This window comes from Sphingomonas crusticola (assembly GCF_003391115.1).
Classification (GTDB): Bacteria; Pseudomonadota; Alphaproteobacteria; order Sphingomonadales; family Sphingomonadaceae; genus Sphingomonas_I; species Sphingomonas_I crusticola.
The window spans coordinates 2,763,884-2,787,658 of the sequence record NZ_QTJP01000001.1 but is presented as its reverse complement, the minus strand read 5'-3'; the positions used below and the strand labels follow the sequence as shown (position 1 = coordinate 2,787,658).

The following is a 23,775-nucleotide window of genomic DNA, read 5'->3' as shown; positions in this document are numbered from 1 at the left end:
ATCAGATCACCGTGCCGCGCGACTTCGCGGGGAAGACGACGGCGCCTGAGCCATGAGCGCCGAGAGCTATGCCGACCAAGTGGGCCTACTGATCGGGGTGATGCCCGACAATGCGCGCGAGCGCCGCTTCCTTACCTCCTTCCACCAGGTGGGCCCCGATCGGACCGCGATCGGCTTCGAACCCGCGATTGCCGAGCTTCCGGCGGTGCGCTGGAAATTGCTCAACGTCGAACGGCTGCAGCGGGAGTATCCGGCCAAGTTCGCTGAGCAACTTCGATCGCTCGAGACGTGCCTCGACCGCGACTAGCCGCCAGACCGCAACCCACGAGCAACGTTCACGACAAGCACCGCACAGGATTCTGCCGCCGATCCCACCTGGGCGTCGACGCCGCAGGTTTGCCTCCTTATGCGTGCGCGATGAGCATCAAAGCCGCGATCATCGATGTCGCCACGGGCCAACAGATACAGACGCACATGTTCGGCAGAATGCCGTTCGTCGGAACGGCCTTTCACCTGGCTAATGGCGAGCGCGTCACCGTGCAGCGCGTCGAGGTCGGTAAGGCGCCGCCCGGAACGTTCGTCACGCCGGTTACCATCTGGGTGACGCTGCAGGCGTGAGCGGCAGGCCACCCGCCGATGGACGGGACTGCCGCCCACGCTGGCGCGATCGCGCCCTGGAAACTTTCCGCATATCAGCGGCGAATAAACTTCGGACACGCACCCGCCGGCGCGAGACTTTGCCCTGCCACATTGGCGTGGCACGGAAAGGAGTCCATCATGGAACGCATCAACGAGGAGCTGATCGACCTTGGCGCCGCGAGCGTCGAGACCAAGGGCCCGGGCGGCAAGCCGGGCGACGTGCAGCTCGGCCGCTTCGAACTCGGCCTCGTCGAGGATTGACCGGCAGCGGCGCGCGGCCGGTGCCGCGCGCCGCAACCGAACGTGTCGATGGGCTATATTCTCGCCCCAGGCCTGTCCTTCTGCAGCGTCGATGAGCGCTGCATTTTCCTCGACAGCGCGCGCGACCGCTATTTCTGCCTGTCTGCCGCCGCCGAGGGGAGCCTCCTGGGGCTGATTGCCGGGTCCGATCTCTCCGATCGGGACGTCGCCCACCTCGCCGGACTGGTCGATCGCGGCATCCTGCGGGCCGACGCCAGCGACGCCATCCCGCTGTCCTGTCGACCGCCCACCCCTGCCCGCCATAGCCTCTACGATGCCGCGGATCGGGCCGGTCTCACCTGCGCCGTTCAGGCGGCTGCGCAATTTGCCTGGGCACGCGGGCGCCTGCGGCACGGCGGGCTCGCCGCCAGCTTGCACGCGCTTCGCCGGCGTAAGCGGCATGTTCGCGGCCCCGGCGCGCAGCAGGCGGCCGCCGACGTCGCTGCCGCCTTCCGGCGCGCCGCCACGCTCGCCACAACGCATGACTTTTGCCTCGCCCATTCGCTCGCAGTTGCGCGCGCGCTGTTCGCGCGAGGCATTCCGGCAAGTCTCGTCGTCGGCGTTCACATGCGCCCTTTCTCGGCCCATTGCTGGGTTCAGTTCGGCGATGCCCTCGTCAATGACAGCATCGACAATGTGTGTCATTATACCCCGATCCTGGTCATCTGATGCCGGACCGGTTTATCGCCCTGTTCGGAGAGCGGGCCCGGCGCGCGGCCGCATGCGCTCGCTTGGGTGCGTACAGCACATTGGCCACCGTCCTCGACGGCGACGGCGCGACATTGCTCGTCGAAGAGGATCTGCGCCATTTCCCGCTCACAGACGGGGTGCTGCTGGGTCGGCTATTCCTGCGCGGGCAAACCGAACCCTGCGCCGAATTCGACGCGATCAAGCAGGCAAGCTGCGTCTCGAGTGGGGGACGCAATCTCCCTGCTACCTGCTGGGGCAGCTACCTCGCGATCATGCCCGACCCGGCGCGACCGGCGTGGCACATCCTGCGCGCGCCGTTTGGGATGCTGCCATGCCTGTGGGCGCAGCAAGACGGGTTGACATGGGTCGCCTCCGACCTGCCGCTGCTCGAGGAAGCCGGGTTGCGGCGGCCGGCGATCGACTGGGCCGGACTTCGGCTGCATCTCCTCCAGCCGGACCTGCGGCGGAGCCGAACCTGCCTGAACGGGGTACACGAACTCCAGGGCGGCCACCGCCTGACGATCAGGGGCGGACGGACGTCGCTGGAGGAAATATGGTGCCCCTGGACGTTCGCGCGCCTGCCCGAGGTGCCGCCCTGGGATGCGGCCACGCGGCTGCGCGGCGCGGTGGACCTCAGCGTCAAGGCGATGAGTTCGCGCTACGATCGCGGTGTGCTGATGCTGTCGGGCGGCATCGATTCCTCGATCGCCGCAGCCAGCCTGCGGCAGGCCGGTCGACATTTCGATTGCCTCACCTTTCGGCCCGCCGGCGCCGGCGGAGACGAAAGCGGTTATGCCGCCGCGGTCGCCGAGCGGCTCCACGTGCCGTGGCATGAAATCGTGCCCGATCCGGCCCGCGTCGACCTGCAGCGCTCGACCTCGCGCCATTTGCCGAGGCCGAGCGAGCGCCTCTTCTATCAGGAATTCGACCGCTGCGCGGTCGCGCTCGCGTCCAGCATGGACGCGACGGCAATCTATCACGGCGGCGGCGGCGACAATCTGTTTTACGGCTATTTGTCGGTCGCGCCGGTCGCGGATTGCCTGCTTCGGTCCAACGGCCGCTTCCGCGCCAGCGCGGGCGCGCTCGCCGATCTTGCCGGCGCCAGCCGGTGGCGGGTCATGGCGATGGCGGCACGCCGGGCGCTGCGCAAGCGCAGGCCGATCCAGTCCGGCAATCTGCGCTTCGACTTCCTGACCGGGGGACCGAGCGAGACCCCCTATCAGCGCCACCCATGGGAGGACCCGCCCGCCGACATCCTGCCGGGCAAGGCCTCGCACGTGGCTCTGCTCGCGCCGACGCTGTCGCTGGTCGAGACCGTGGATCCGCTCCGGCTCATTCCCAGCGTCCCGCTGTTAATGACGCAACCCCTGGTCGAAACCTGCCTCACCATGCCGACCGACCTGTGGTTCGCACCCGGACGGAACCGCGCGATTGCCCGCACCGCTTTTGCCGAACGGCTGCCGCAAGACGTGATCAACCGGCGCTCCAAAGGTTCTCCCGACGCCTTCATCGCCACGATCTTCGAGCAGCGCAAGGCCGAGATCCGCGCGCTCCTGCTGGACGGCCACTTGGCCGGATCCGGGCTGATCGACCGCGCCCGTCTGCGCGCCGCCGTCGATGACGCCGCGCTCGCGAAAGGGTATGATTTCACGCTCGTGCTCGATCTGGTCGACGCCGAAGCGTGGGTCCGGAGCCGGCTTTAATTGGGGTCGGGCGGCACGCGCTGTGCGCGCATCGCTTCCCAGCGCCGGTATTGCGCGGCCTTCGCGGGGTCGGCCACCTCATGATCGCGCAGCCAGAAGTCGAACCAGTCGAGGCTGCGTTCGAACACCGCCGCGCGATGGACCGGCTCAATCTTGTTGTGGAACTCGTTCGGGAAGACATACAGCTCGACCGGATGCTTGAGTTCGCGCAGCGCCTCGAACGTCTCGAGGGCGAGCAGATATTCGCTATCGGCGGACTGAAGCAGCAACGGGGTCGTCACCCGGCGGGCGTTCTGGGCGATCGACATCGGCGCCCAGAACGCCGGATCCGGCCGGGTGGCGGGCGGATATCCGATCTGCTGCATGAAATCCGACCAGCCGATGCCGCCATAGGTCGCGACGGTATTGGGGTCGATGCAGCAGGTGCTCGATGCGGCCGCCGCGAACCGGCGGCTGTTGACCAGCGCGAAGGAGATCGAGGTCGATCCATCGCTCAAGCCGGTAATGCCCAGCCGTGCCGGATCCCCCACGCCGCGGGCAATGACTTGGTCGATCCCGCGCAGTAGCGAGGACAGGAAGCTCCTGCGGTCCGCCCAATCCCTCTGATCGAAAGCGATCAGGTCGCTCCAGTCCGAAAGCTGCAGTGCCAGCGTGAAGGCATCCGGCGGCCGCTCGAAACTCAGCACGGCCATGCCGCGCTCGGCGAACAGGAAGATGGGATATTCGTTGCCGACCCCGCCGCGCAGGAAGCCGACACTGCGATATTGCGTCACCACGAGCGGGACCCGCTGGCCCGGACAATAGCCGGGCGGCAGGACCAGATCACCCCATGCCTCCAGCCCGCGATCATTCTTCCAGTGCAGCCGTTCGACCGCGGGCAGCCGAATGCCGGCAAATTCGGGATTGGGTGCGAACAGCAGCCTGGATCGGCCGCTGAGCGGATCCAGCAGCACGACCGAGCGCGGCGTGATGCTATTCTCGCGCGTGCACACCAGGCCCAAGGCGACATCGACGCAGCCGTGCAGGACGTCGGTCGTGCGCCACAGCCGCATCGCCCGGCTGCGCCCAGGGCGCCACCGGTACATCGCGATCGCCTCGCGATTCCAGCCTTCGCGGCGCATGAACATGACCGCGCCGCGCCGCCACCACAGGTTGAGGATGCGGCCCGCACAGGCGGCGTCCGGACAGACCTGATCAGGCCGCCCCGCCGCGGACACGCGTAGCCGGCGCGCGCTCACCGGCGAGGGGGCTTCCAGGACCGTGAAGGCGCGCCGTCCCGCTTGCTCCGCCACCGGCTCGGCCGGCGCGCCCGGCTCGGGCCGCAGCTGGAACGCGTCGATCTCGGTCGAGGTGGCGGGGCGTAGCGTGCCGGAGGGAAGCTCGATCACGGAATAAGCGACCTGCAGGTCCGCCGGCAGCAAGGGACGCGCGCCGATATTCGGCCAGAAGCGCGCATCATAGAGCCAGCCCGATCGGCCTTCCTGCTCGATCGCCGCACGCGTGGCGGCAAGCCCGGGCCGGCCATGGATGATCAGGCGGCCATCGGCGGTCCAGCCGAGCTGATCGATGTCGAGCCTGGGAGGACTGATGCTGCGCGCGTCCGCTTCGCCTGGCGCCGTCACCCAGGCGCGCGTCACCCCGCCATCGCTCCTGAGATAGGCGAGCCAGCGGCCGTCGGACGACCATGCCGGTGTGACGACCGCCGGCGAGCCCGGCTTGACCAGCGCACCATATTTCGGGTCCTCGAGCAGGATATTGTCGCCGCCCTGGTCGAGGATCTTCGGCGGGGTGCGGCCGGAGAGATCGAGCAGGAGCAACGCCCGGCATATCTTATTGTCCGCGAGGCTGGGCCGCGTGACGTAGAAAGCGACCTGCAGGCCATCGGGCGCGACCCCGAACGGGCTCGGGCTTGAGAAGGAGGCCGACTCCGGATCGCCGACGTCGCGCATCTCAATCAGGTCGGCGGCGGTGACCGCGCGCCGTGCCTTTGAGATCGTCGGGGCGACGGGCGGCAGGACGTCGCATGCCGCCCGCGCCTGCCCCGTCGCCGCAAGCGCAAGCGAGAGCGCGATCGCGCGCATGACCGGTCGCATTGGCTGTCTCACCACGTCTTGCGGACGGCGATGCTCAGGAAGCGGCCGATCGGCGAATAATTGGTGGAATCGTACGGCAGGTCCTGCGGTGACCGGGTCACGATGGTGCGTGGCTTGGCGTCCAGCAGATTCTGCGCCGAGATCGACATGTCGAAGCCGTCCAGCCAGCGCGACGCAGCGGCGATCCGCCAGCGCGCGGTCAGCCCGACGGTCGTCATTCCGCCAATCAGGAGGTTGGGCGTGCCGCGTGTGTCGCGCACCCCGCCGGTATAATTGACGTCTCCGGTCAGCGTGACCGGCCCCGCGCGCCACGATGCCGTGCCCCGCCCGCGCCCATGCGGCGGGCTGAAGATCGTGCCGGCCAAGGTTTCGACCGGCGCGTCGATCGTCACCCGCCGATCGCTGGCGATATAGCCGATGTCGCCACTCATCGCGATCGCGTGCCGGCCGATCGGCAGGACGTAGCTCACCAGCAGGTCGAGCCCGCGCACGTCGACCCGGCCGGCATTGATATTGCCGTCGTCGATGATCGCGTCGACCATCGCCGGGTCGAAGGCGGCGTCGGTATAGTTGAGGAAGGTCGCTCCGCTCGCGATCGTCGCGGCGATCTCGGCCGCCGTCGGGTTGCGGGTGACCTGCGCCGCGTAGCTCGGATCGATCAGCGCATTGGACAGGAAGCGGATCGGAGCGACGATCCGGTTGCGGTACGACACCCGGTAGAAGGTGGCGGCAAGGTCGAAGCGCGTGTCGCGCGGGTGCAGGTCGAAGGTGGCCGAAAAGGTCGTGGCCCGCTCGGGCTTGAGCGCGCGGTTGCCGCCCAGCAACACCAGGGTCGATTCATTCGCCGGCGCCTCGGGCCGGCCGACCCACGCCGGCTCGTAGAGATAGACCGAGCGCGGCTGATATTGCTCGTAGAGCGTGGGCGCCCGGAACGACTTGCCCCAGCTCAGCTTGAGATCGAAATCGGGCGTCGGGCCGGCGATCAGGCCGAGCTTGGGCGTGACGATCTGACCGATCCCGGGATAGCGTTCGTAGCGCAGCGCCGCGCTGACGGAGGCGCGCGTCAGGAAGGCCAGGGCATTGGCCTTGCCGATCAGCGGCAGGCTGACCTCGCCGTAAGCAAAGTAGCTGTCCTGCGTGTGCCGCGTGTTGAGATTGGCGGCGTCAGGCCCGTTGTAGCGCTCGAAGCCGATGCCGCGGTAACCGCCACCGAGCGCCAGCTTGGCCGTGCCGCCCGCCCAGCTAAACAGATCGCCATCGCCGCCGAGCTCGGCGGAATATTCGCGGTTGCGGTAATAGCCGCTGCCGGTCGGCCCGCACACGCCGAAATCGCATTCGCTTGCTGAATAATCGACCTTTTCCCAGCCGTAGGATGTGACGAGCCGCGCGCGCCACTGCGCGCCCGCATATTCCAGCGTCGGTGCCACCGCGGCCGATCGATCCTTGCTGCGCCAGGTGCCATGGCTGTCGGAGGGATCGCCGCGCGGCGCGTAGACATAGTCGTTGCTCGCCCTGCGATCATTGTAGAGCGCGTCAAAGGATAGTGTCAGCGCCGATCCGATCGCCTGATGGCCGGTGGCGACCGCGCTGTCGTGCCGCAGCGGCGGGAACAGCGTCTGCCCCGGATTGTCCTTGGCATAGGAGCGTTGCTCCGAGCGGATCTCGCTACTGCGGCCATGTTCCACGGCAACGATCAGTCCGCCGGTCGGCCATCTGGCGCCGCCCATTGCACCGTAGCGCTGTTCGAAATCTCCGCCTTCGGTCGCCTTGCCGAGGCTCGTGCTGAGCTGAAGACCATCGAAGTCGCGCTTGAGGATGATGTTGGCAACGCCGGCGACCGCGTCCGAGCCGTATAAGGCCGATGCCCCGTCGGGGACGATTTCGATCCGATCGAGAATGTCCACCGGGATTGCGGAGATATCGACGCTCTGGAAGACCGCCGTATAAGCAAGCCGATGGCCGTTCAGCAGGGTCAGCGTCGCATCGCTGCCCAACCCGCGCAGGTTGAGCGCGGAGCCGCCGCCAATATCGGCACCACTCGCCGACGGGACCGGCTGGCCGATGCCGGGATTCTGGCCGCCGCCGAAATTTTGCGGAATCTCCCGAATGACCTGTCCGAGGTCGGTCCGGCCGAGATTGCGGATCTCATCCTGGGTCGTCCGGATGACGGGCGACGCGATCGGTGCGCCCCGGATCAGGCTGCCCGTCACCACGACTTCATCCTGCGCGATCGAGGTCTGGCCGGCGGCGGCATGGGCCGCATCGCCGCGCACGATGATCGCGCTGCCGGTCTGCTCGGCATGGAGACCGCTGCCTTCCAGCAGGCGGTCGATCGCCTCGGCCGCGGTATAGTCCCCGGAGAGAGCGGGCGCCTGCCGGTTGGCGACCAGGTCGGACGGCGCGGCGACGTTGAGATGCGCCCGCGCGGCGACCGCACGCAGCGACGCGCCCAGATCCTGGCTCGGTAGATCGAAAGTGACAGCACCCGGCCGCCGCGCCTGCGCGCACGCGCTCGCCAGCAACAAAGCGGACCCGGCCAAGACTATCGGCCTGCAGTGAAATACCCCCATCGTTTCTCTCCCCTGCGCGCCCATCGAGGGCGTTCGCAGGAGGTCAGACGACACGCAGCGGCTTCACCCTCCGTTTTTCTTCAGGCGCCGAGAGAGGCTCGAAATCGTTTCGTATCTCCCCGAAGCTATTGTGCTTTTAAATATCCAGACGTTCCCCGTTCAGAGGCGGCCCCACCCCTATTCGACGCCCCTCTCAAACCCGCGCCGGCGCGAAAGGGATTCCCCCCGGGGCGGCGGTTCGATTATCCTGGATGGGTTGTCATCCATTCCAACGGCAACCAACGATCGCCGCCGCCAACCGTAGCGATGTTGTGTCCTTCGGCGCAGTTGCTCAAATAGGACTACATGAGCATCTCGGATTCGTACCGCAAAAGCGCTGCCAGGGAGCGGCTACTCGCAGCTAAGACTGATTTGCCAAACCGCAGAGCCATGTACGAGCGCTCTGCCGCGATCTGGGACGAGATGGCGCTCAACGCCGAAGCGACGGCGGACCGAGCCAGCGTAAACGCTGCAGCCAAGGTGACGGCGTAAATTCGTCCTGCAGGGCCGAACGCCAGGCCGAGCTCGCGAGCAGACGCCGCAGCCATCGGCTACGCTGCCGGCAGCGCAGCGGAGGTCAGGGTTGCTGCTGATCCACAAGCCCCGCATCTGGCAGCGGAAATTCGTTCATCTTGAACGCCGCACTGTTGTTCGATTGTCGAGGCAAGCAATGACAGGGCGGTTGTTATGGGCGTCCCGAGCGAGCGCTAGCGTCTCGTCTTGTTTAATGTTCAGCAATATAACGAGATGACCTGTGGCTTATTCCATGTACATTGGTTATGACCGGGCGACCCTGTTGGGAATGTGCGTATATTGAACGACCGTGGGCATGAACGCCGGCATGTACATACCGCATTGCAGCGCGATCGTATCAATGATAAAGATAGATTTATTTTATATGCTCCTGTGGGGCTAAGCTATATAAAGATTGAACGGAAGCGACTATTCCCGACCGCCATGCCATCGTTACATTCAAGGGCCACCAGGCGGGCACGCTTAGCGAGATAGGCGGTGGCGCTATCCCCGATACGCGATTTTTGTACCACGACGATTGGAAGGAGCCGATCGCTTGCGCCCTCCCAATTGAGACGCGGGATCACTATTGGCGCGGCGGGCTTATCCCGTTCTTCGAGCACCTTGCACCCGAAGGATGGCTCCGTGGTCGGCAAGCAAAGGCTGGCGGAACTGCGGAACAGGACGATTTCGGCCTTCTCCTGCAATATGGCGAGGACTGCGTTGGCGCGGTCGGCATCAGACCCGCCGAAAAGTTGGCCGACCATGCACAGCCATCGAGCGATATCGTCGAGGAGGCGGCGGTTGTGCCGGGGAAGACCCTGTCTGGGGTCCAGAAGAAGCTGCTTGCCTGGCGTGACGACCGAGGCTTTCGCCCCTGTCTCGGGCACGCCGACCCTGCGAGCCACATTGCGAAGTTCAACCGGCCCGATTTGGAGACGCTCGTCCAGAACGAGGACTTATCCCTCCGGTTGGCACGGGAGATACTCGGCGAGGATCGCGTCACGGTTGCAAGCCCAGCCACATTGCGAGGCATCGAGGGCATTGCACTGCTGGTCGAGCGGTTCGACCGACAGGAAGGCAATCTACTCAGACTGGAGGATTTCGCACAAATCCTAAAAAGGCCGCGCGGTCGCCAGTTCGACGGGAAATATGATTCCTCCTATGAGGAAGCCGCCACTGCCATTGAGAACTATTCCGCGCGTGCGCGCATCGACCTCGCGCGCTACTTCGATCTCGTCGTCTTTAATCTGGTGATCGGCAACGCAGACGCCCATCTGAAGAACTTCTCGCTGCTCGAGCGCCCAGAAGGATTGCGGCTGAGCCCAGCCTACGACCTTGTGAACACGCTTGTTTATTCGGGCTACGAGCGCGACGCCGCTCTCGAGATCGGTGGCCAAAAGCGCGAGTTCGAAGCGCTTGATCGCGTCCTTGTGGAGAAGCTTGGCACGGACATCGGGCTAACCGCCAAAACCGCGCAACAGACTCTGGACCGATTGGCAGCGTCCTTTGCCAACGCAAGGGTGCTCGCCTTTCCGTCACAGGTTCAACCGGACGATTTTCGCATCCGATATCGCGACATTGTGCACGCGAATGCAGCCAGGATTCTGGCATGAGCGACTGGCCGATCGACTGGCGCGCCGTCGTCGACGAGGCGGTAAAACGCCGCAAGCAGGAAGGCTTTACCCAGCGCACCCTCGCGGCGCTTGCCGGGGTGAGCGTGCCCACGGTCAACGCGTTCGAGCAGGGCGATATCAACCTGCGTTTCGAACGGATCGTGGCGATCCTCGATTCCCTGGGACTGTTCGTGCAATCAGGGCGGACCGACAGCCTTCAGTCGTTCATCTACGATGCGCGTATCCGCTGGACCGAGCTCATCCAAGATCTGCCCCCTGACAACCCGTCCCGCCAACCGGAGGGCCATAGCGAACAATCCTACGGAATCGATGGGGTAGAGCGGCTTCCGAGCTTGGCCAAGTTGCGGGAGATATTGAGCACGGCGCCGAAAACGTCCGGTTGGACACCGTTCTGGGTGCCGACGAAGGATTCGATCAAGCCGTCAATCCGGGAAGGCCTGATCGAATGCTGGATCGGGAAGCCGGACGCCGACAAGGTTTTCGACGATCCGGGCCACAGTGACTTCTGGCAGATCTCGCGAGGCGGCACTGCTTATCTGCAGCGGGGATATCAGGAAGACGGCTTCGACTTCGAGCCTGGATCGATCTTCGATCTGACGTTGCCGATCTCTCGGACCAGCGAGGTGCTTTTGCACGCGGCCTGGCTGGCGCGGGAGCTGGGCGGCGACACAGACACGAAAATCCGGTTCGTCGGCAGGTACACCGGTTTGGCCGGGCGCGAGCTTTTCACCTGGGCGAAGCCACTGCTGCGTTTCGCGCTAGGCGAACGCTACCGGGCCCGCAGCGACAGCGTCGATCTCGCTATCACGACGAGCATCGGCGAAATCGGCACGCAGCTGCCGCAGATCATCGAAGGCCTATTGCGCCCACTGTACGAGCGATTTGACGGCTTCGATCCCCCGTCGGATCTTTTCGCCGGGCAGATCGAGGACCTCCTCAAGAATATCCGAGCAAACCCGTGATGCTGCGTTCGCGCTGCCTCAGCTAACACAGCCATTCCATCGCGGTTTCCGCGATTTCCAGGTACGCCTTAATGCGTACTGACGCCCCGGGACGGGTCGACGGACAGGATGTAGTCGCCGGAGGCGTCATGCTCGAGCCTGAGGTCGAACATCGCGGCCGCCGCCCGCGCCAGCGCCTCGAGATCGCCCGCCCGGAAGGCGCCGGTGATCCGCAGCGCGCCGACGGTCCCGACGAAGCGGATGCGCTGCTTGGCGCCGGCTCCGATCTCGCTGGCTGCCTGCTCGAGCGGCATCCGGTCGACCTCGATCATGGGCGGCAGCCAGGCGGCGGTGCGCGGCGCCACCGCGGTCGTCTCCAAGGCGGAGCCGGTGCGGGTGACGACGATCTGCTGCCCGGCGCGCAGCCATCGTGGCGGTGACGCGGCGCTGCGCCCTGCAACCGTGATCGTGCCGCGCAGCAGGGTGACGGTCGCAACCTCTCCCCGCAGCGCGACATCGAATAGCGTGCCATGGGCGGTGACCTCACCCGCGCCCGCCGAGACGACGAACGGGCGGGCGGCATCATGCGCGACGTCGAACCGCGCCCTTCCCTGCTCCAGGCGCATCGCACGACGGCTATCGCTATAGCTGACCAGCAGCAGGCTTGCTCGGTCGAGCGTGACGTGGGAACCGTCTCCCAGCGCCACCTCACGCAACGTTCCTCCACTTGCGAACCGCTGCGAACTTGCCACCTCGGCGATCTCAGTCGGGGCGGAATGCGGCCGGAAGCGCGCCACGATCAGGCCGGTCGCGCCCGCGACCGCGATCAGCGCCGCTGCCATCGCCCAGGCCGGATGCCTTGCGGCGAGCGACGCACGCGGCAGATAGCGGGAACGGCCGGTCGGCGTCGCGCCGATAAACGCGCTTTGCTCCCACCGCCCCACGATCTGCTCGTAGGCGCGGGCGTTGCCCGGATCGTTATACCAGTCTTCGAACGCCTGGCGCGACGCTGCGGCTTCGGGCGAACGCATTCGTGCGAACCAGTCCGCCGCTTCCCGACGGGTCGGCTCGGGTATCTCCCCGAACTCCTCGGTCGGGCTCATCGCCGGCTGAGCGTCCGGTCGATATGGGCGATAGCGCGGCTCATATGCTTCTCGATGCTCTTCACGCTTAGTCCCGTCCAGTCGGCGATTTCAGCATAGGTATAGCCGTCCAGACGGTGTGCGAGAAAAATCTCACGCGTGATCGGCTTCAGTTTCTGGATCGCCGCCTCGATCCGGTTGAGCATGTCGCGCGCTTCCAGCGCGGCGACCTGGCATGGCGCCGTCAGGCACGCTTCTTCCTCCGGCACATGCCGATCAGCCGCTTGGCGGTGCGATTGCCTGCGCTGGTCGCGCACGGCATTACAGGCGGACCGTGTGAGATATGCCTCCGGCGACTTGATCGCCGCACGCTTCTCCGGCGCGAGACCGAGGAAGCGCGCAAAGACGTGATGGAGCAGATCGGGCGCGCGCTCGCTGCTCATCTGGCGACGCAGCAACTTGGTCAGGCTGGAACCGTGGGTGCGGTAGAGGCTGGCGACGGTATCGCCGCCGGGCGCCGGCAAATGGTCCTCGGGCGGAAGCGGATCGTCCGCGCGCAGGCGGGCCGGCGGCAGCCTAGACGCCATCGCCACGAGCCTCCCGCCCTTCTCCACCCGATCGTGTAAATAGATCGATCATCACACCGCTCCGCTGCGAGGCGAAGCCGGCGAAAGCCGGGTGTTGAGAACGTGCTTGATCAGCCACGCGCCGACGCCTTTAGCCGCGAACGGCCTGGACATGCGCGTCAGCCACCCGGCCGCATGTCGCGCAGGGCACTTACACCAATCAAGCGAGGTTCTCACGCCTCGACGCCACTTGAATTGCGGCGCGCCGGCGATTCTATGACAATCCGCCGAAGATACAACATTCATCGAAGCCGGATTGGCGCTGCCGCCAATTTGGCGCTGTCCCTGCTCGCTCCACGGCTTCCCGCAAGTCTAGACGCTTGCAAGGCGGCATGGGCAAGCCTCGCTGCCAGTAGTCGCCAGCGGCGCGACGCAGGTCAGGCTTAGAACTTGAAAATCTGCCGCGGGTTTGCTCGGGCGATCGGCAGCGGTGGATGCTATTCTCGAACGCGATCGACGGGGATCTCCAAATCCACCTCGAGCCCTTCGGGATTCCAGCGTCTCGAAAGCGTGGCGGCCAATCCCCTGAGGCAGACGCGCTCAAGATGGCTGCCGAAGCCTTCCGGTCCTCCGCGAAGTGCCGGCACCGGGCCGCCGCGCTCGATCCAGGCGAGGTGGACGAAGCTCGAACCCACTGACACGGCGACGCGCAGGCGCCCTTCGGGCTTCGACAGCCCACCATATTTCACGGCGTTGGTCGCAAGTTCATGGAGCAGGAGCGCCAGGGAGGTTAGTGCCCTCCCCCCGAGCTCTACGTCGTCCCCGTCCACATCGACCCGCGCATTGGGCGCCTCGCCATAGGGCGCCAATATCGCGCTCAACAACGACAACAGGCTGGTCGTCCGCTCCTCGGACGTCACGTCGCCCAGGTCCGGCAAAGTCAGATCGTGGGCACGCGCGAGAGCGGCAAGCCTCGCATTGAGAATAGTCTCCAGCTCGGCGGTCGTTGTTGCCTCGCGCGCGCTTTGCGAGACGAGGCTGGTGGCCAGCGCGAAAAGGTTCTTAATGCGATGGTTGAGCTCGCGGGCCAACAAGGCCTGGCGCTCGCCATCGCGCAGCGCGGTAATATCCCGCGCAATCTTGGTAGCGCCCACGATCTGACCGGTCTCAGCACGGACCGGTACAACGGTGAGCGAAAGGTCGATGAGCTCGCCGTCCTTCCCCCGGCGGACAGTGTCGAGTTTCTGGTATCGCCGACCGAGCCGTACGGTTTCGATGATCTCGCGCTCTTCAGATTGGCGATCCTCGGGGATGAGGATCGAGATGGATTTCCCGACCGCCTCCGTGGCGGAATGTCCGAAGAGCCTCTCGGCCGCATGGTTCCAGGTCAGGATGGTGCCATCGAGGCTTTTGCTCACGATGGCGTCATCCGAACCCTCGAGCACTGCCGCCAGGAGCGCCCTGGCTGTGGGCTCCATCCGGTCAATTGCGTTGGAGACCATCTTCTCTGCTATCCCAATAGCCTCGCGCGGCGAGATCCTAGCAATTGCACAGCGATGCGGCTAGCAAATGTACGTTCGTATGGCCCCGATCGCCGCCGCCAGTTCGTCTGTATCTAAAGGCAGGCGCAGAGCCGAGGAACGCGTCGATGTCATCAGTGCCGCAGCCGGTCCGCGCCGATTTGATCAGCCAGGCGGTCGATACGGCCGGCAATCGCCACCCACGCCGCGACGCCATCATGGCAAGGTGCGCGATGCGATCGGCAAGGAACTGGGCAGCTCCGTCGCCGTCCTGCCTAAGCACCTGATCCGCACAGGCCCAGAGTTCCCGTTCACCGATCAAGGCGCACTCCGTCGCTACAGGCTTGGTGACCTAACCGTTTAGGCTCAGGCCTGCACCCGCCCCGCACAGCCCGCACAGCCTGACCGAGCTTAGCCCGCAAGACTATCTCGCCAACCCATCCGCGGCCTCGATTGCGCGCTGCAGATCGATGGAGTCTTCCTCCAGAGCCCCCTTGACGGTCGCTGGCGATCAGATCGAAATGATGCGCCCCGGGGAGCTATTCCATACCAGCTAACCTGTTGATATTAGCTGAAGAGGCCTCTCTTAGGCCTATGGCGCTCCCACACTAGCTGCCAAATCCTGGTACGACGCGGACTTTCGAACGCCGAGAATTATCCATGCGCCACTCCTCAAAGCTCATATCGGATGCCGCCTGTATGAGCTGGCATCTTGTGGCGAACGGCAAGCTAGGCTGGGCTTAGTCGATATCGTCTCCATGCCCTCGCCCCAACGGTGAGGCCCAGCTGCCAATCCGTGGTAGATCAACGTCGATCGGCGGCACGTCAGCGTGATTGAGGAGATTTAATCGCACGCGCTCAGCGCGTTCGATTGTTCGCTTAACTTGCCGTTGGCGGCCCACGGTCAGGAACGCCAGGACGACCGTAACTAGAGCCCCGTACACGGCCATTGCAGTATTGCCTCCGGTGGCCCCGAGCATGGCCGCCGATATCGCGGCGAGGGCGCCGGCGAAGAATGCCAGCATGATCGCCCGCTGGTCTCGCGCCCTCGCATCGAGCAACAGGTATATTTGGACTAAGGTCATTGCGTCGTGATCATCCGACTTACTGGCAGTGGTCAACGCGTCCTCCTTTCGGTCGGTTATCTTGAGAGCTGTTTGCTAAGAGGTCAGCTGGAAGCGTCGGGCGCCGCTTTCAGCCTGCTTGCGAAGAGGCGCTCGATGAAGCGGTGCTCGTATGCACCGTGATCTTTTCCATGAATATATCCCGCATAGAAGAGCCTCCAGACTTACAACGCTGCCTTACTAGATCATCTCGTTTACACTGGGATGGTCAGTAGTATGCTGAGCGAAACGCTTCCGGGGGGGAAGGCATGGAGCGGCAACGAAGCACGATGCCGACGAGTTGGGCGCTGGCAGCTATCGGCATTGCATTCCTACTTGGCCGGTGGACCACCTCCGAAAACGCGTCGGTCCCGGCCGCCCCTGCACCTCTAATCTCGCCGTCAGCGCCGGCAGTTGCAGCAACGCCCACCACTGAAGAGAGCGGCACGGACCAACCCAAGGCGATCAAAGAGGAGCCGATCGCCGCACAGCCTACGCAGCAGGCGGTCTACTATCAGAACTGTTCGGCTGCGCGAGCGGCAGGGGCGGCACCTATCCGCATGGGGGAGCCAGGCTACGCCCCAAAGCTTGACCGCGATGGTGATGGCGTAGCCTGCGAGTAGGCCCGCTAGGCGAAGCAGCAGCGGCTAGCGTTTAGTCCTGCTTGAGAGTGGTTCAGGTTGGCACTCCTCGCCAGAAGGCAAGAACTTGATCCATTTTAGGCAACAATCGAATAGTTACCCATAAGGCGCCGTCTCTCTTGTGCTCGAACGGCTCAAGAGGCGAATGCGCCGGCGACGTTAAAATTCCGGCAACGGGCGGTAGATCATGAAGATGTCTAGATTCGCCACGATAGTGATAATCAGCGTTACTGTCGGCGCTCTTTTCCTAGGTTATAACTTGTATTACCGGAATTATTTGTGGCCTAAGGAAATACAGGTCGCTCTTCTTTGTGCTCCTGTCGCCGGGCACGACCGTTTGATAAAACGGGAAGGCTACTCCCACTTCGGGGGAGGGCATGTTTCGTTGGTACTACAAGGTCGACGCCGCCAGCGCAAAGCTGAGTGAACTTTGCCGGGCCCGTCCACTAAACACGTGTCGCTATGATGTTAGTCGCACTGTCCAGGAAGGCGTCGTGCAAACTATCAAGTATAACAAGGGAACGCTTTTTATAGAGGAGATATGGAGTTGAACGGGCTGCAAACATGCTGACTGCCCGGTTGAAAGGACAGTTTGGTCCGTTTAACCCGCGCGTCTCGCAGCATGACCCGGGGTTGCTCCAATACCCCACTTCAGCGTCTCAACGTGGCGATCTTCTAGTAGCCTTCAAAGGCTACGGGCGTATGCTTCTGAGCTAGACCGCCTGCCTCGTCCCCACCCCCACAGCACCCACCAGACGATCAAGGTGGCATAAGCGTCATAGGTGCCCATGACGTAGTTGTTAGCTGGCAGGTAAAATATCACCATGCTTAGCACGCAGAACAACACTGCGGCCCGCAGATCACCAGCCTGCGATGCATCTATCCATGTGCGGCCCCATAACCAACCCAGCCCCCACAGCAGGGCTAAGGCGCCCCACAGGCTGGCGTCGTTGGCGAGCCAGGTGATCAGGCTGGACCATTGAGTATCGTCGGGCCACCCTTCGGCTCTAGCGCGAGAGGTGTAGGTTCGATTGAGGAATTGCTCCTTCCCGCCGAACATCACGAATAGAGTCCCGGCGACAGGTGAGTGTCCCGCGCCCCAGGTGGGCAGCCAGGGCTTCTCGGCTGCGAGAGCTACCCCGTAATAACCCTGGCTGAAATAGCCGCTCACCGCGGCGGCTCCGAATGCGACCGATTCCGGCATCCGGCCATAAGCGCCGGTAGACAGATCGGCGCACACACCGCTGCGCTCGATGCAGCCGATGTTGCGACCTCCAAGCCTTGCTTCCGTTCGGCCGACAAGAACCAGGACGACCATCGACAAAAGCACGGCACCTGAAAGCGCCAGCTTCCAGTGTCGGAATACGGCCGTCAGCCCCGCGCCCCGCGAATGCAGTGTCAAGCGGATCAGAACTGCGCTCGCAATGACGATCAGCAGATCGGCAAGCTGCGCTGTAGTGCCCCGCAGCAGAGACAAATCGATCGCGATTATGCCCGTGGCGATCGCGAGCGCGCGCTCGAGCCATGTCATCCGCTGATTTGGGGTCTTCCAGAGCAGGACCGCCATGGGAATAACGCAGAATACGAATGGTCCCAGCAGGGCCCGGAGCAGCGCAATGGGGCCGCGTCCGCCGGCAGTGGCGGCCAGCTGGTCGGCGAGTGCTGCATACGCCTCACGCTGATCCAGCGCCCCGCCCAGCGCCCAAGGAAGCTTTCCCGTATAAGTGAGCGTTGTGGGAATTAGCAGCAGAAGGGCGCCGATCGAGCCCACGTAGAACAGCCATTTGGCTTTCGGCATGCCCTCCCCTCGGGGCTCGCCCTTCGAACCGTGGGTGAAGCCGAACGCGAGGCAGGCAAAGGCGACCGGGATATAGATCCAGATCGCCCACCATGCGCGGACCGGCCAGACGTAGGGTCCAACCAGAAAAAGCAACCAAGTGATAAGCAGATATGGCAGCGCCACCCATAGCGGCAGCAAGCGCAATCGCGCGGTCACTGCATATAAGGTCCGTATGGGTCCAGCTGCAGCAAAAGCAGGCAGAGGAGGCCCACCGCGATCGTCATGAGAATAAAGATCGCTGCGCCGAGGGTGCCACCTTGCCTGCTGTCAACGATGCGGGGGTCTCCCATCGGCAGGTGATCGCGCTTCATGGCCAGATTCCTTGACCTTTTGCCCGAAAAAACGCAAGTAATCCTGGGTCGATAAGGCCGTCACCGCGGCATCTTGCTCCTTCCCAAGGCGCCTAATTCATCTGTCGACCCCATCCGCTACATGCATCGGGGCCCGACGCCTCCGGTCTGCGCATCTGCTCCGAAAACACGGTGAGGGCGGTCGCCTGGCCGAATGGTGAGCGAGGGTGGCGGCGGCCCCGCGCTAGGGGTGGCGCGGCAGCTTAAGCCCGCGATAGCCCTTGCTGGTGACAAATTCGTAATGCTGAACGGCGTTGTGAACATGGTCGAGCGCGGCCGGCCTTATCTTCTCCGCTGGGGGATCTTGGGTCGCCCGTGCACGTGAACGAGAGACGATGTCCGCAATCTTGCGGCAGAAGTCGACGCTGTCCGCCGGAAAGTCGAGATCGCGTGCGATCCCTGCCCAGTAGTTTTGTGCATAGCTTCCGCGTTCATAATGCTGCGGAGGCTCTGAATAGGCGATCCATCGGCGCACGGACGGTCGCCCAAAACTTGCGGTACAAGGCCGGATCGCCCTTCCCGTGGAGCGCTAGGATCACCAGTAGCGCGCGAAGATGGATCGGCCGCCAGCGCCTCTCGCCCCTGCTCGGCCGCGCTCAGCCGCTCGTGGTGTTGCATTGTCATTGTCCTGATTGGCCGCCGACCGGGCCGGGCGCGGTCAAAGCATCATGTAAAAAACTGAAATTCGTCGGGATTTCGCAGAAGCGATCGGGATGCGTACCCGGCCCGGCAATTCCTCACCATGAGAGATCGTAGTCGGCACGTCGTCGAGCGGATTTCGTCACCGTCTTTGAACATGAGCCAACCGCCGTCGTCGCGCCGGGAGCCATAGCAATTCCCGAACGGCATGCCCCTTCGAAATGCAGCAGCACGTCGCCGCCGGCATATTCCTCGATCGGCCGAAATTCGGGCGCGGTATCCAGCCAAGCCTTGAGGCGAGGGTCCATGCCCAACGAAGGGCCTGCGAAAGGATTCGTCCGCGAATCGGACATACACCTCCAAGAGCCGGATTGTAGAACATAGGTGGAACATTGAAGGCAAGCAAAACGGAGCGGATTGCCGAAGAAGCTGTCTTGCGACCCTCCTAAATGGGCTCCGCAGAATCGACGGAGCAAGGCGAGTGGACCGCAAGCGCGTGTGGGTCGGGCTGGATACGGGCGCGGATGTTTCGCGGATCTGCGCGATCGATGACGACATGCAGACCTTGATCGAAGAGACTGTGCCTTCTGACGCGAGGGCCGTTAAGACTGCTCTGATGCCGCTCGCGCGTGGGCGCATTCGGCAGATCGCCGTCGAAGCCGGTTCGACAAGCACGCGGCTGACGCACGACCTTCGAGCTGCGGGGTTTCCGGTGGTGATCTACGAGGCGCGGCAGGTCAGCCGGTTTTTGCGCATTCGGAACAATAAGACCGATGGCAATGACGCGCGCGGGCTGGCCGAGATCGGAAAGCTGCTACCCAATATTTCGCAGGTTCACCTGAAAAGCCCCGAGGTGCAGCGAATACGCTCGCAGCTCCTCTTCCGGCACAAGCTGACGCTTCAGCGTGTCGCCTGCGAAGGAATGATGCGGTCTCTGCTTCGGTTGCACGGTGGGCGGCTAGCCAGCAGCAAATCCGTCGGGAAGTTCGAAGCAAACGTGACCGCCGAACTGGATCGCCTGATGGAAGACGCAGGGATCGATTTATCACAAAGCGTATTGCCCCTGTTGGAGCTTAGTGTCGGCATGCGCCGGTTCCTGCAGTCCATAGAGAAAGAACTCGCAGACTGGGCAGCGAACGAGCCGGTTTGTTCTCGATTTCAAACAATCCCCGGCGTCGGGCCAATCTGCGCCGTGTCCTTCTTCACCGCGATCGAGGATCCACACCGGTTCAAGCGAGCGAGCGATGTCGGGCCTTATCTTGGCCTGACGCCGGTGGTGCTGCAGTCCGGTCACAGCCTTCGCCATGGCCGGATCAGCAAACGAGGAAACAAGATCACCCGCGCCCATCTCAACCTGGCCGCGAGCGTCATGCTTGGCGCTCGAATGGCGGACCATTCCCTGAAGACGTGGGGCCTTGCGATCGCGGAGCGAGCGGGGCGCGGGAAAGCCAGGAGCGCCGTCGCTCGCCGTCTGGCAGTGACCATGCTGGCGATGTGGAAGAATGGCAGCAGCTTCGACAAGACGTTGGCGGCTGCACGACAATCGACTATTAAGGGACGGCCTTCCACTGGCGCTTCTGGCTTCTGACTCAGTGATTGGACCTGAGGCAACGACCTCGTACGTCTGAGGTGAGCACGCCAGTTGATCTGGGCGAAGGTGGCGGGTCCTGACTTCGAACCAAGAGTTGAGCTCTCAAGCTCGGCCACCCGTGGGAAGCTTGGCCCGCCTTACATAAATGCCGCACTTGGGCCCCTCCGGTTTGGTCGCGCAACCGATCGACCCTTTCGGCAATGGCACGCCACGTCGCGACCCGGCTATTCACCCGCCAACGCCAGTTCGGCGGTCCGCGATGCAATATGTTCGTCTGCTCCGTCATGCTGTCGTAGCACCTGATCAGCGCACGCCCATAATTCCCATTCACTGATCATTGCCTGGCCGGGAGCATCCATACCCCGTCGCTGACTAGCTTAGCCACCTTACCAATCGTGCGCATTTCCTCTCCCGCACCAATTATAAGCATCTCTTCCCCTTTGCGGAGGGAAGAGATGCTCAGCATCAGCGCCTTGGGACATTCAAGACTGTTAGGCCATTCAGCGGAACAACAATAGTCGTCGATGTTGCGCCAACGACTGTAACAGCCGTACGATTATCGGCAGCATCATAGGCGTAGGACGCCTTAAGACCGTTGTTGACCGAACCTGCATGGTCGGCAGCGATCAACCTCCCGAGAGCGTCGTAACTATAGCTGATGGTTTCTTTTGCCAACGCTGGCGCCGGCGCCAGCAGCAGCAAGATGCACGCCGCACGAAGGTGCCCCCCGATGAGCCGCGGGATCACGAGTACACCAGAACATATTGAATGTGGCAATAAGCACCATCTTGGAAGCTCGTGATGTAGACCGTCTTGTTCTGGATCCACGCGGTCAGAAGCAGACTCGCATAAAAGTCATAGTTGCTGTCCGTTGGCTCCAGATACGCCCAGTTGAGATTGGCCGAGCAAAAATTCGGTGCTCCGGTTAGATAGACGCGCAGGCCGAGGTTGCCGCCGCTAGTTGCATCGATCTGATTGATGGTGCCGGTAACGGCCGCATTGGCTTGGGCAGCGACTAGGCAAACTCCGGCGCAGAGCGCGAGCTTTGCCAGCTTGAAAGCTTTCTTCATAACTTATAATCCTTTTAATGTCGGTTGCGTGAAGTCAGGCGATTGAACCCGGGCTTTTTGTGGAATCGGCATCTTTCGTGACCGGCCTCACCATCTTGATGATGGGCGTCGCAGCTTCGACGATGGCAGGCAGCGCAAGCGCCACCTGAGCGAGAATGCTGAACACCTTGCCCAGTTTAATCTTCATGCTTTGGTTCCTTTCTGTTTTGCGATGTCCGCCAGATTGAGCGCGGGCGGGTGGGCGCCGGCGCGCAGTTGGGCGAGCGATAATCCGCCCGACCATTCGAAGTGCGGCCGATCCTTCAAAGTGGTGAAGTCGCCGCCCCAGGTCAGGCCGACATCGACCCCAATCGAGCCGAGCTGGTCCCAAATCGCTCGCGCCTCTTCGCGATAATCAGGGGTCTCGCCCCAATTCTTCATCGTAATGAGGCGCGTTGGCACAACGTCGAGCGCGAGGCCGAAATTATGGAAGCTGTAGCCAGGCCTGGCGTAGGTCACGATCGGCCCCGGTTTAGTTCTGCCTTGAGCGTGGAGCTCCGCCTGCTCTTCCATTGAGCGCAACGTGCAGATCACGGTCAGCGGGATTCCCACCGCGGCGGCACGCTTCAACAGCATTTCCGCCAATGATTTCACATATTGGTTAAGGTCGTCGAGGGAACGGCTGGCCATGTCATGCCTCCGGTGCGTTGCGATTGTCAGAAGGCGGAGACGCTGCCGGCACTTCAGGCGGGGTTCCGAACCCAACCCGTTTTATCCAGGCTAGCGCCACGGCAACGATGCCGACGCCCAGAGCACCGAACCCTGCGCCGCCCAGCAGAGCGTAAAAAGGCTGCGGGCGCTGCGTCATAACCCACCCGGCAGTGAACAGCAGGCTGATCACACTGACCGTGAGGTCGATCGCTATCACGAGGCCCGACCGTTCCCGCTCATTCAACGTGATCCAGAGCCGTACGCTGCCGCACGCGGCAAGCGCCCCTAGCATCGAGGCAGCCTCATATTGGTAGCCAAGAGCATTCCATAAGACGGGGCCAATGGCGTCGGCAGGTATGGCGCTCAGCATGAGCCCCGCTCCCGCTCGATCTGGCCGAGATAGGCTTCGACGCGCGCGATCGTCCTAGCGCGTGGCTCGCGCCCGTTACGCAGGTCGAAGACGAAGCGCGGGTCGTTGAGCGCTTGGCTTCCGAAGCGCGCTGGCGGGATGCCGAAGCGCCGCAGGTGGCGCTCCACACGGCAAAGAAGCATGGTAACCTCCGAATCGTTGTTCTACTTATGTTCCACTTCGATTTCCTATTTGTCTAGGAAAAATCTTATGCTACTTGATCCATTATGAGCGATAATGATTCCCGCAATGCGCTGCGCCGCTTGGTCAAAGAGCGCGGCGAAAGTTATGCCGCGCTCTCTCGCATGATCGGGCGCAACGCCGCCTACCTCCAGCAGTTCGTCACGCGAGGCTCGCCAGCACGCCTCGAGGAGCGTGATCGCAAGTTGCTGGCTTCTTATCTGCAGGTTGACGAGGTCGCTCTCGGTGGGATGCCGTCTGAGCACCCTATTATGCACGACCTGGTGTCTGTGCGCCGCCTCAATATCGAGGCGGCCGCCGGAGCTGGGCTAATGATTGACGGCGAATACGCGGTAGGCAGGTTCCGCTTCGAGCGGTCATGGCTCAACCAGATCTCGCACGCGGGCCCGGACGAACTTTCGATCATAACCTTCGTCGGCGACTCGATGGCGCCGACGATTAACGATGGCGATGACGGCCTGGTGGATCACTCCAACTTAGGGCGCCGGGTTCGCGACGGCATTTATGTGCTCCGCCGCGATGAGGCGCTCATGGTCAAGCGGTTGGCGGTGACGCCGCGTGCGGGCACGATCACGATCGTGAGTGACAATCCTGCTTATCCCACCTGGCAAGACGTTTCGCTGAGCGAGGTCGATGTCCTCGGTCGGGTCGTGTGGATCGGCCGCAAGTTGATCTGAATCTTCATCGGCGTAGGAATTTTCCGTTGCATTATAGGATTTCGAGGCAGATGTTCTTCGAATGTTCCTAAGAGAATCGGAATTTCCATGCGAAAATTGCTACTAGCTGCTAAGTCGGCGGCGGGCAGGCGGCATCCGCCACTGAAACTGCGATCTACCTATTCCTTGGTTGAGTTACCCAAGGCTGGGATACGGGCGCGGCAACAACAGTCTTCAGATCATTTGTGGCCTTGGCGCCGCGGATGATCGTACATCGGTGATCACTGCGGGC

25 protein-coding genes are annotated in these 23,775 nt (G+C 63.3%); 10 read left to right on the top strand and 15 right to left on the bottom strand.

The window, feature by feature from the left end; translation table 11 throughout:
• Nucleotides 1-52 precede the first annotated feature (52 nt).
• The 5 genes from DX905_RS13300 to DX905_RS13280 all read left to right on the top strand — a co-directional run bounded on the left by DX905_RS13300 (nt 53) and on the right by DX905_RS13280 (nt 3,332).
• Nucleotides 53-307 carry a hypothetical protein gene (locus DX905_RS13300; RefSeq protein ID WP_116091777.1) on the top strand — a complete coding sequence of 85 codons (255 nt, stop codon included), beginning with the start codon at nt 53-55 and terminating at the stop codon, nt 305-307.
• 110 nt (nt 308-417) lie between these two features.
• The gene (locus tag DX905_RS13295; RefSeq protein WP_116091776.1) at nt 418-618 is read left to right on the top strand and encodes a hypothetical protein; all 201 of its coding nucleotides are present in this window, start codon (nt 418-420) and stop codon (nt 616-618) included.
• Nucleotides 619-777: 159 nt separating this feature from the next.
• The gene (locus DX905_RS13290) at nt 778-900 is read left to right on the top strand and encodes a benenodin family lasso peptide (RefSeq protein ID WP_116091775.1); all 123 of its coding nucleotides are present in this window, start codon (nt 778-780) and stop codon (nt 898-900) included.
• Nucleotides 901-948: 48 nt separating this feature from the next.
• Nucleotides 949-1,608 carry a lasso peptide biosynthesis B2 protein gene (locus DX905_RS13285; RefSeq protein ID WP_116091774.1) on the top strand — a complete coding sequence of 220 codons (660 nt, stop codon included), beginning with the start codon at nt 949-951 and terminating at the stop codon, nt 1,606-1,608.
• 62 nt (nt 1,609-1,670) lie between these two features.
• Nucleotides 1,671-3,332, top strand: a complete 1,662-nt coding sequence (locus tag DX905_RS13280; RefSeq protein WP_162875623.1) for an asparagine synthase-related protein — start codon at nt 1,671-1,673, stop codon at nt 3,330-3,332.
• Here DX905_RS13280 and DX905_RS13275 read toward each other — a convergent pair.
• Together DX905_RS13275 and DX905_RS13270 are read right to left on the bottom strand one after the other, a co-directional pair.
• Nucleotides 3,329-5,413 carry an Atxe2 family lasso peptide isopeptidase gene (locus DX905_RS13275; RefSeq protein ID WP_162875622.1) on the bottom strand — a complete coding sequence of 695 codons (2,085 nt, stop codon included), beginning with the start codon at nt 5,411-5,413 and terminating at the stop codon, nt 3,329-3,331. The two genes, DX905_RS13280 and DX905_RS13275, sit on opposite strands and share 4 nt — an antisense overlap.
• Nucleotides 5,414-5,433: 20 nt before the next feature.
• On the bottom strand, nt 5,434-7,965 hold the full coding sequence (locus tag DX905_RS13270) for a TonB-dependent receptor (protein WP_162875621.1): 2,532 nt from the start codon (nt 7,963-7,965) through the stop codon (nt 5,434-5,436).
• Nucleotides 7,966-8,978: 1,013 nt separating this feature from the next.
• Between DX905_RS13270 and DX905_RS13260 the strand changes: the two genes are divergently transcribed.
• Both DX905_RS13260 and DX905_RS13255 read left to right on the top strand, forming a co-directional pair.
• On the top strand, nt 8,979-10,163 hold the full coding sequence (locus DX905_RS13260; RefSeq protein WP_338053777.1) for a type II toxin-antitoxin system HipA family toxin: 1,185 nt from the start codon (nt 8,979-8,981) through the stop codon (nt 10,161-10,163).
• Nucleotides 10,160-11,146: a helix-turn-helix domain-containing protein gene (locus DX905_RS13255; protein WP_116091768.1), complete on the top strand. Its 987-nt coding sequence runs from the start codon at nt 10,160-10,162 to the stop codon at nt 11,144-11,146. The genes DX905_RS13260 and DX905_RS13255 overlap by 4 nt, the downstream gene beginning before the upstream one ends.
• Before the next feature lie 68 nt (nt 11,147-11,214).
• Here the strand turns inward: DX905_RS13255 and DX905_RS13250 are convergent, their stop codons facing one another.
• The 4 genes from DX905_RS13250 to DX905_RS13235 all read right to left on the bottom strand — a co-directional run bounded on the left by DX905_RS13250 (nt 11,215) and on the right by DX905_RS13235 (nt 15,414).
• Nucleotides 11,215-12,228: a FecR family protein gene (locus DX905_RS13250; protein WP_116091767.1), complete on the bottom strand. Its 1,014-nt coding sequence runs from the start codon at nt 12,226-12,228 to the stop codon at nt 11,215-11,217.
• Entirely contained in the window at nt 12,225-12,794 is a 570-nt protein-coding gene (locus tag DX905_RS13245; protein ID WP_116091766.1) for an RNA polymerase sigma factor, read from the bottom strand. The genes DX905_RS13250 and DX905_RS13245 overlap by 4 nt, the downstream gene beginning before the upstream one ends.
• A 476-nt stretch (nt 12,795-13,270) precedes the next feature.
• Nucleotides 13,271-14,275: a PAS domain S-box protein gene (locus DX905_RS13240; RefSeq protein WP_116091765.1), complete on the bottom strand. Its 1,005-nt coding sequence runs from the start codon at nt 14,273-14,275 to the stop codon at nt 13,271-13,273.
• 758 nt (nt 14,276-15,033) lie between these two features.
• Nucleotides 15,034-15,414, bottom strand: coding sequence for a hypothetical protein (locus DX905_RS13235; RefSeq protein ID WP_162875620.1), 381 nt, complete (start codon nt 15,412-15,414; stop codon nt 15,034-15,036).
• A 251-nt stretch (nt 15,415-15,665) separates the two neighbouring features.
• Between DX905_RS13235 and DX905_RS16405 the strand changes: the two genes are divergently transcribed.
• Entirely contained in the window at nt 15,666-16,019 is a 354-nt protein-coding gene (locus DX905_RS16405) for an excalibur calcium-binding domain-containing protein (RefSeq protein ID WP_338053758.1), read from the top strand.
• A 703-nt stretch (nt 16,020-16,722) separates the two neighbouring features.
• Here DX905_RS16405 and DX905_RS13225 read toward each other — a convergent pair.
• The 3 genes from DX905_RS13225 to DX905_RS13220 form a co-directional block, all read right to left on the bottom strand.
• Nucleotides 16,723-18,033, bottom strand: coding sequence for a hypothetical protein (locus tag DX905_RS13225; RefSeq protein WP_116091763.1), 1,311 nt, complete (start codon nt 18,031-18,033; stop codon nt 16,723-16,725).
• The gene (locus DX905_RS16110; RefSeq protein WP_162875619.1) at nt 18,030-18,188 is read right to left on the bottom strand and encodes a hypothetical protein; all 159 of its coding nucleotides are present in this window, start codon (nt 18,186-18,188) and stop codon (nt 18,030-18,032) included. Before DX905_RS16110 ends, DX905_RS13225 begins: the two co-directional genes overlap by 4 nt.
• A gap of 223 nt (nt 18,189-18,411) precedes the next feature.
• Nucleotides 18,412-18,702, bottom strand: a complete 291-nt coding sequence (locus DX905_RS13220) for a hypothetical protein (RefSeq protein ID WP_116091762.1) — start codon at nt 18,700-18,702, stop codon at nt 18,412-18,414.
• 645 nt (nt 18,703-19,347) lie between these two features.
• Here DX905_RS13220 and DX905_RS13210 point away from each other — a divergent pair.
• A complete protein-coding gene (locus tag DX905_RS13210) occupies nt 19,348-20,454 on the top strand; it encodes an IS110 family RNA-guided transposase (protein WP_162875618.1) in 1,107 nt (368 codons plus the stop codon).
• A gap of 468 nt (nt 20,455-20,922) precedes the next feature.
• Here DX905_RS13210 and DX905_RS13205 read toward each other — a convergent pair whose 3' ends face one another.
• From DX905_RS13205 to DX905_RS13185, 6 genes are read right to left on the bottom strand one after another with little or no spacing between them, the layout of a single operon-like run.
• Entirely contained in the window at nt 20,923-21,159 is a 237-nt protein-coding gene (locus DX905_RS13205; RefSeq protein ID WP_240320846.1) for an RHS repeat domain-containing protein, read from the bottom strand.
• Nucleotides 21,160-21,200: 41 nt separating this feature from the next.
• Nucleotides 21,201-21,527 carry a hypothetical protein gene (locus DX905_RS13200; protein ID WP_116091759.1) on the bottom strand — a complete coding sequence of 109 codons (327 nt, stop codon included), beginning with the start codon at nt 21,525-21,527 and terminating at the stop codon, nt 21,201-21,203.
• A gap of 34 nt (nt 21,528-21,561) precedes the next feature.
• A complete protein-coding gene (locus DX905_RS16105) occupies nt 21,562-21,714 on the bottom strand; it encodes a hypothetical protein (RefSeq protein WP_162875617.1) in 153 nt (50 codons plus the stop codon).
• Nucleotides 21,711-22,196, bottom strand: a complete 486-nt coding sequence (locus DX905_RS13195; RefSeq protein ID WP_116091758.1) for a M15 family metallopeptidase — start codon at nt 22,194-22,196, stop codon at nt 21,711-21,713. The genes DX905_RS16105 and DX905_RS13195 overlap by 4 nt, the downstream gene beginning before the upstream one ends.
• Before the next feature lies 1 nt (nt 22,197).
• Nucleotides 22,198-22,587, bottom strand: a complete 390-nt coding sequence (locus DX905_RS13190) for a hypothetical protein (protein ID WP_116091757.1) — start codon at nt 22,585-22,587, stop codon at nt 22,198-22,200.
• The gene (locus tag DX905_RS13185) at nt 22,581-22,769 is read right to left on the bottom strand and encodes a hypothetical protein (RefSeq protein WP_116091756.1); all 189 of its coding nucleotides are present in this window, start codon (nt 22,767-22,769) and stop codon (nt 22,581-22,583) included. The genes DX905_RS13190 and DX905_RS13185 overlap by 7 nt, the downstream gene beginning before the upstream one ends.
• 84 nt (nt 22,770-22,853) lie before the next feature.
• Here DX905_RS13185 and DX905_RS13180 point away from each other — a divergent pair, with 84 nt between their 5' ends.
• On the top strand, nt 22,854-23,504 hold the full coding sequence (locus tag DX905_RS13180) for a S24 family peptidase (protein ID WP_162875616.1): 651 nt from the start codon (nt 22,854-22,856) through the stop codon (nt 23,502-23,504).
• Nucleotides 23,505-23,775 lie beyond the last annotated feature (271 nt).